Source organism: Gillisia sp. CAL575 (assembly GCF_000403785.1).
Lineage (GTDB): Bacteria > Bacteroidota > Bacteroidia > Flavobacteriales > Flavobacteriaceae > Gillisia.
This window is the reverse complement of sequence record NZ_APHJ01000047.1, coordinates 1-6,390: the sequence shown is the minus strand read 5'-3', so window position 1 is coordinate 6,390 and position 6,390 is coordinate 1. Positions and strand designations below refer to the sequence as shown.

Genomic DNA, 6,390 nt, shown 5'->3' with positions numbered 1-6,390 from the left:
TGGGTTTAGTTACCCATTTATTGACTTCTCTGGTGATGGTAGATCGGGTTCTTCCGAGCTTCTCTGCTATGAAAGATTTAGGTCTATTTTCTTCTAAAAGAGTCTGGATAATTACCCTTTCTTGATGTGATAATCGCCGGTGTTTTTTTGGTTCCATACAACAAATCTAAAGTTATGATTTGTTGCGTTAAGTTATTGAACTCAGGAACGTGAAAAATTATTGTGCCTAACGGTCTTGGTTAAGGCAAGTAGCGTGGAGTAGGGTCACGTTCTTGTCAGCTTTGTTGTTTTTTACTTGATGTCTAAAATAGCACTTTTCAATAGATTGCCCGCTATTTGCGCTTAACCGATGTTGTGTGTAGGCGTTATCACGTTTTATCCTATACTAGCTGATTTTTCGCGATTACATTTCTCACATAAAATTTGAATATTTCTGTAAGTATTAGATCCGCCTTTTGAAAATGGAATAATATGGTCAAATTCAATTTTTTCTTGACTTCCGCAATACACGCACTTACCGCCATCTCGGTTCCAAACATTATCAAGTACCTCTTGGGGTATTTTTTCTCTCTTTAAAATATTATTAGAATTTGATAAAAGTCCTTGTTCAATTAACTCATCGGTTATTTCTACGCTAAGCTTTTTAATTCGTTCTTTTTCAATTCTTTCATTTTCTTTTTCAATTATTTCTCGTCGTAGGTTTTCTTTTAATTTCCTTTCTTCTTCAATTTTTTCTTGTTTTTTTATCTCTTCAACTTTACTAGAAATTAAAATTTCCTGATGTGGTAAAATATATGTTTTAAAATGCCTTAATCTCTCATTTCGTTCTTCATCCTTTTCAAAAAGATTATCTAATTGAGCTAAATCTGCAATGTTAACCAATCTAGCATTCTCTCCATCGAAAGGACCAATAATTCCTATCAATTCTAAATCATCAATTAATCTTCCGGCTCTATTATATCCCAATTTTAATTTTCTTTGAAGTAATGAGGCCGAACCCTGCTGAGCGATTACTATAATTTCTGCCGCTTCTTTGAATAAAGGATCAAAATTCTTTGAGCTGAAACCAATGCTTTCTTCATTTGTTATCCTAGAAATAACTTCTTGATTAATAAAACTTTCAATTTCTGATTTTGTAAGTACTACTTCTTGTTTATGAGTTTCCAAATTTGGAAATCTATCTTCATTCTTAAGCTTAGTTAGGCTTGAAATTTCATTTTCAACTTCTATAGCTCTCTCAATTTTGGACTTGTTTCGCGGTTTTAAAAAATCAAATATTCCCATTTTTTTCTTTTCTGGATTTTTCTTTAGCTTACACACAACGGTCTTGGTTAAGGCAAGTAGCGTGGAGTAGGGACGCGTTCTTGTCGGCTTAGTTATTTTGTTGCTTGGTGTCTAAAATATCACTTTTTACTCGATTGCCCGCTATTTGCGCTTAACCGATGTTGGGCTGCGTTTTTTATTTCCACCTCCTTTGATAAGGATATCTTTCATAAATGGAATTTGCCTCGTTAATTGAATATCCATTTCGCCCATTATTCTCAGCTAATTCTTCATACTTTTTAGCTTCTTCTAGTTTATTTAGTTTTCTCAAACAAATAGCTTTGTAAACTTGAACATCTGAAAACTGTGGATATCGCTCAAGAGCCATATCAAATAGTTCTATGGCTTCTTCATATTCGTTTAATTCATACTTGCTAATTCCATAATAGAATAGGTCTAAATGATGTAACCAACTTTCTCCTTTGTCCTTTATTTGGTATTCATAGTCAGTTTCAAATATCTTTTCAGCCTTTTCAAATTCATTTAGCTGTAAATATGAAAGTCCGATGTAGAAATCGAAAGAATGATCCATTACATATCCATATCCATACTTCTCTTTGTAATCCTTAAAATCAATAATTGCATCTTTATATGTTTTTGCAAAAATACATTTCGTAAACGCACGATATTCCTGCCATTTTCTACGGTCATATTTTACGGCCTTATCAATATATTCAATACCAATTTCATATTTACCTTCTTTTATCAAAGGCATCGCTTTTTGTTGCCATAGGTATGCAATAGTTGAATCTTTTTTGAGTCCTTTATCAATTTCATCTTGCCATTCTTGAGAGTCAATTCGATAATTCCAAGCTCCATTTTTTAAATGTTCATTAATAATTTTCTCTTGCTTATTTTTATCAATCTCAACCTTATCAGCAATTAAATCATCATTACTAACTTGTTTTTCTTGACAAGAAATTAGTGTCAAAAGAATAAATGACAAATTCAGAATTTTCATTTTTTTGGTTTTTTTAATGCTGCCCAACGGTCTTGGTTAAGGCAAGTAGCGTGGAGTAGGGACACGTTCTTGTCGGCTTAGTTGTCTTTTACTTGGTGTCTAAAATAGCACTTTTCATACGACTGCCCGCTATTTGAGCTTAACCGATGTTGGCAACAGTATTTTACCGAAGATTAGTTATGAAACTTAATTTATTTAAATAAGCATCTCTTAAAAGTTGAAAATAGGGTAATTTACGTTTAGTTATACTTTGATGAAAATCAATTGTTTCTTCACCAGTAAATTCATCATTATGATGTCCAATCCTAGTTGCTCTAGCATAGGCTCCATAATGACTACTTGAAGGTTGAATTTTATATGCTACTCTAATATTGTATTTTTCACTTTGGTAAATTCTATTTTCTCCAGATAAGTCGAAATTATTTTCCTCATTATCAATCAACATAATTAAATTTCCAATTCTAGCATCCCAAAAACTTTGATATGGTGAGAATTCCTTACGAGGATATCTTTCAATTGTTTTTTCTAGAGCTTTTAAAAGTTCTTCACTACCACCCATTAAATTTTCTAGTAAATCTAAAGTTCCTAAAATAGGTGTTTCTGTTGAATATATTTTAGCTCTATCATCTGTTTCTAAAGTGTAGTTTGGGAATTTATATTCTTTGTTGAGGAAGTTAACTAAAGCTCTTGTGCTTAAACAATTTGCCGTGACAAAATGATTTAAAATAAATTCTAATTCATTAGTATAGATATTTTCGTGACCAGATTGGAAATAATCCTGTATAATAGAGTGATTAGTTTTTATACTTTTGAAGAACTTCTTTAAATTTTCTACAATTATTGATGAAAAGCTATAATGAAAAATTTCCGTAGAGTAGAATTTATCTATATATCCAGAGAAGTCAATATTGCTACCATAACGACTTCGAAAAATCTCTCTAATGTTAGCTATATCACATATTAAAATTACTTTGTCAAAACCGAATTTGTTTTCTCCTTCATAATCGTAAAAATCAAAATGAGTCGAGAACACATTTAAAATCCTAAAAATATGTTCGGGATCGATACGATCTAAATCATCAATGGTTAGGACAATTTTTTTATTAGGATTATTAGACTTTACGGTTTGTACTAAATAATGAATTAATTCTGTAATACTATCCTCTTCTCTAAATGTGCCTTTTTTTAGTTTAAAAAATTCTAAGAAGCTTTTCAATTCTTTCTCATCATCAATACTCCTCTCTTTTTTAAATTGATCAATTTTCTCACCTAGTTCTATTGCTGGATTTACAATTACATTTAATCGATGATCCAACTTTGAGAGATTTTTAGTTAGGTTTTTTATAACCTCACGATAATTTTCAATTAAATAATATTGTCCTGCAAGAAAAGTACCCATTTCTACCTTTTCGAATTCTGGATTTAAACTGAAAAGTTGAAAGCCAATATCAAATTTTATTAATTCAAATATATCCTGGTTGCCGGACACAGAATAATTGACAGGATTAAGCTTTATTGATATATACTCATCTTCTTTATCTTGGAAAAATTTATTAATAAAATATGTTTTTCCTAATCCGAAAATTCCTGATAGGATGATTCTATCATTTTCTTGGGATGAGAGATGCTCGTGAAAACGACTAGATTCATTTGTGATTGAGAGTTCTTTAAAAATCATACGTCTGTTTGAATATTGTTGCCAACGGTCTTGGTTAAGCCAAGTGGCGTGGAGTAGGGACACGTTCTTGTCGGCTTTGTTGTTTCTTTCTTGGTCACTAAAATATTACTTTTTGTTGAAATACCCGCTATTTGGGCTTAACCGATGTTGTGAACTGGGGCGACTATCCGAGTGAGCCTTTATTTTTAGCGGTCTGATCAGATTTTTTTTTTTAAAAGCAATTCGATTTTGTCATTTTTCACATACGAGTAAGATCAGCTTTCTAGTTTTAAAATCATTCAATTTTTTGTTGAAAACAATATTGAGTAAAAGTCAGAATAAGAACTCAAATCTTCGGTTCGAGCAAAAGTCAGCGTAAAACTTTTAAATTATTTGTTCTTTAATTCTCATTTTCATATGACTTTTTAACGCCCGAGTAAATTCAGCGATTTAAATTTAAAAATCTTTCAATTTTTTTGTAGCTAACAATCCTGAGTAAAATTCAGAATAATGACTCGAATCTTTTGGGTTCGAGTAAGAGCCAACGAACTTCATTTTAAGAATTTTTCAATCTCATAAATTCAGCGCAACAGTTGCGAAAGATTTACGTCATTTTAAACCGAAATTATGTTCTTTATTTTTTTTGGAGCCCTTGTTTACAACGGTCTTGGTTAAGGCAAGTAGCGTGGAGTAGGGACGCGTTCTTGTCGGCTTTGTTGTTTTTTACTTGATGTCTAAAATAGCACTTTTCACCAGATTGCCCGCTATTTGCGCTTAACCGATGTTGGCACCAGTTAATTTTCTTTTTGTACTGAGCTAATTTTTTCATTCCTTCTAACGAAAAATATTCCATCAAAAACATTAAGCCATTTTCCAGGTTTGTTGTCATGACCCAAAATAATGGCATCAAAATTTTGATTTTTCATTTCAGGATATGATTTTCTTAGTGCAGAAAAGTCTATAAAACCAAAGTCAATATTTTTGTGTTCTATTGCCTTTTCAAGCGAGCCCTCTGGTGCGATTATTTCATTTGGTTCTTGATTAAGAAGTGCACTTTCGCCACCCGCAGATGTGAAAGCAATACTGTATAATGAATTTCCATATTTTTTATGTAAATGTTCTCCTAGAAGTGTATAACCATTGTATAAAATGGAATCCTCTTTCTTATATCTGACATCCTTTATTTTTTTTGCTCCATGAAAATTTGCTGTCCAAACTATTATTTTTGCATTTGGATTCCGCGTTTTGTGCCAGAATAAATTTTCTGCCATTTGTTTATCACGTAAATTATTATAAATGGGGAAGTTTATTTCACCTTCATAAAGCCATCTGTTTTTAAATAGGACTGCATATTTTGCTGCATTTTTAATGCTATTTAATACAATGTCTTTTTCAGTGTTTTTCGGATTTCCAGCTTTTGACTGTCTTTCAATTTCATCAATAATTGAAGTCAAATATTGGGAGTAGAAATCAATATCTATTTCAGTAATATCGTCTGTCTTAGATAAACCAATATTGTAATTGATTTTCTTTAGTCTAAGCCATTGATTAAACTCAATATTTTCATAATTTTTCTCTAAAAAACTTTTTAGGTAATCAATGAAGGAATCGGGGTCACGATTAACAAAATATGAATAGCTTTCCAAACCTATAAAGTTTAAATCATTATTTAATATTGCGCTATTAAGCATATCCATTTGTTCTTGAGCATACCATGTCAAAAGTGAATTCTTGCTTAAGGATTTAGACAAACTATCTAAAGGTGTATGATTATTTAAAATCTCCATATCTAAAAACCCTCGACCTTCAAACGCAATAGTATTAAATCCTTGTTCTTCTATTAGATATTTTAAAAGTTGTGATTTAAGCTCAAGAGTTCTTCCATCTCCATGTTGCGACTCCCCTAATATTACGATATCCTTATTTTTAACAACGTTTCCAATAGGTTCAAATGCTTCCTCGGAATTTAGGTTTATAGGTACAATTTGATTTGCTATTTTCTTTTCAATTGGAGTGCATCCAATAATTAATAAACATATAAAACATTTGATATATTTCATTTTTATTTTATTCTGAAACTTGATTGAAGCACTATTTTTAATTGGTGCCAACGGTCTTGGTTAAGGCAAGTAGCGTGGAGTAGGGACGCGGTCTTGTCGGATTTGTTATTTTATACTTGGTGTCTAAAATAGTACTTTTCACCAGAATGCCCGCTATTTGCGCTTAACCGATGTTGTAAATAGTTTTTACTACCTCAATCATCAATTGTCACTTTAAACCCTCCATTTTTGAAAATTAGTTTGTTGACATTGTTTTCAGGATTACTCCATTCCTGGAGGAGTGACAATTCAAAATTCCCTTTTAAAATATTTTGTTCAGAATTGTATTCTGTAATAGTTATTTGGGAAGATGAACTTGCATCTAATGTATACAAACTGGTCATTACATC

The 6,390-nt window shown here is 31.4% G+C and carries 6 protein-coding genes and 1 pseudogene; all 7 read right to left on the bottom strand.

The window, feature by feature from the left end; genetic code table 11:
* The coding region (locus tag I130_RS17010) for a helix-turn-helix domain-containing protein (RefSeq protein ID WP_157480450.1) at positions 1-157 on the bottom strand (157 nt) is incomplete at its 3' end.
* Between the two features lie 218 nt (positions 158-375).
* Positions 376-510: an HNH endonuclease gene (locus tag I130_RS16845; RefSeq protein ID WP_232224153.1), complete on the bottom strand. Its 135-nt coding sequence runs from the start codon at positions 508-510 to the stop codon at positions 376-378.
* 318 nt (positions 511-828) lie between these two features.
* Positions 829-1,047 (bottom strand): annotated as a pseudogene (locus tag I130_RS16840) (DNA translocase FtsK); the annotation flags it as partial.
* A gap of 412 nt (positions 1,048-1,459) precedes the next feature.
* Complete coding sequence (locus I130_RS14500) at positions 1,460-2,284, bottom strand: tetratricopeptide repeat protein (protein WP_034924846.1); 825 nt, start codon at positions 2,282-2,284, stop codon at positions 1,460-1,462.
* A 163-nt stretch (positions 2,285-2,447) separates the two neighbouring features.
* The gene (locus tag I130_RS16320) at positions 2,448-3,962 is read right to left on the bottom strand and encodes a P-loop NTPase fold protein (RefSeq protein ID WP_051119733.1); all 1,515 of its coding nucleotides are present in this window, start codon (positions 3,960-3,962) and stop codon (positions 2,448-2,450) included.
* A 773-nt stretch (positions 3,963-4,735) separates the two neighbouring features.
* On the bottom strand, positions 4,736-6,001 hold the full coding sequence (locus tag I130_RS14485; RefSeq protein ID WP_198012061.1) for an erythromycin esterase family protein: 1,266 nt from the start codon (positions 5,999-6,001) through the stop codon (positions 4,736-4,738).
* Between the two features lie 194 nt (positions 6,002-6,195).
* Positions 6,196-6,390: hypothetical protein (locus tag I130_RS16730; RefSeq protein ID WP_034924835.1), on the bottom strand; the 195-nt coding region annotated here is incomplete at its 5' end.